The sequence below is a fragment of the Leisingera sp. ANG-M7 genome (assembly GCF_000813965.1).
Lineage (GTDB): Bacteria > Pseudomonadota > Alphaproteobacteria > Rhodobacterales > Rhodobacteraceae > Leisingera.
Genome location: NZ_JWLI01000048.1, coordinates 1 through 1,176 on the forward strand (window position 1 = coordinate 1; position 1,176 = coordinate 1,176).

General features: G+C 62.0%; 1 protein-coding gene. It reads left to right on the forward strand.

Annotated features, from left to right (window positions below; all coding sequences use genetic code 11):
• Positions 1-1,176: an elongation factor Tu gene (tuf, locus tag RA26_RS21875; RefSeq protein ID WP_039187571.1), complete on the forward strand. Its 1,176-nt coding sequence runs from the start codon at positions 1-3 to the stop codon at positions 1,174-1,176.

A 1,176-nucleotide genomic window follows, 5' to 3' on the forward strand; every position in this document is an offset into this window, starting at 1 on the left:
ATGGCTAAGGAAAAGTTTGAACGCAATAAACCGCACGTCAACATCGGCACCATCGGCCACGTTGACCACGGCAAGACCACTCTGACCGCGGCTATCACCAAATACTTCGGTGACTTCAAAGCCTACGACCAGATCGACGGCGCCCCGGAAGAAAAAGCCCGCGGCATCACCATCTCGACCGCGCACGTCGAGTATGAGACCGAGAACCGCCACTACGCACACGTCGACTGCCCCGGCCACGCCGACTACGTGAAGAACATGATCACCGGCGCGGCCCAGATGGACGGCGCGATCCTGGTTGTGAACGCAGCTGACGGCCCGATGCCGCAGACCCGCGAGCACATCCTGCTGGGCCGCCAGGTTGGCATCCCGAAGATGGTCGTGTTCATGAACAAAGTTGACCAGGTCGACGACGAAGAGCTGCTGGAGCTGGTGGAAATGGAAATCCGCGAGCTGCTGTCCTCCTACGACTACCCGGGCGACGATATCCCGATCGTTGCAGGTTCCGCTCTGGCGGCGATGGAAGGCAACAAGCCGGAAATCGGCGAAGAGAAAATCAAAGAGCTGATGGCGGCTGTTGATGACTACATCGACACCCCGGAGCGCGCGGTTGACCAGCCGTTCCTGATGCCGATCGAAGACGTGTTCTCGATCTCCGGCCGCGGCACCGTTGTGACCGGCCGTGTCGAGCGCGGCGTGATCAACGTTGGCGACGCGATCGAAATCGTCGGCATCCGCGACACCACCACCACCACCTGCACCGGTGTGGAAATGTTCCGCAAGCTGCTGGACCGCGGTGAAGCCGGCGACAACATCGGCGCGCTGCTGCGCGGTGTCGACCGTGACGGCGTTGAGCGCGGCCAGGTTCTGTGTAAGCCGGGCTCCGTGACCCCGCACACCAAGTTCGAAGCTGAGGCCTATATCCTCACCAAGGAAGAAGGCGGCCGCCACACCCCGTTCTTCGCGAACTACCGTCCGCAGTTCTACTTCCGCACCACCGACGTGACCGGCACCGTGACCCTGCCGGAAGGCACCGAGATGGTGATGCCGGGCGACAACCTGAAGTTCGACGTTGAACTGATCGCGCCGATCGCGATGGAAAACGGCCTGCGTTTCGCCATCCGCGAAGGCGGCCGCACCGTCGGCGCCGGCGTCGTGTCCAAAATCACCGAGTAA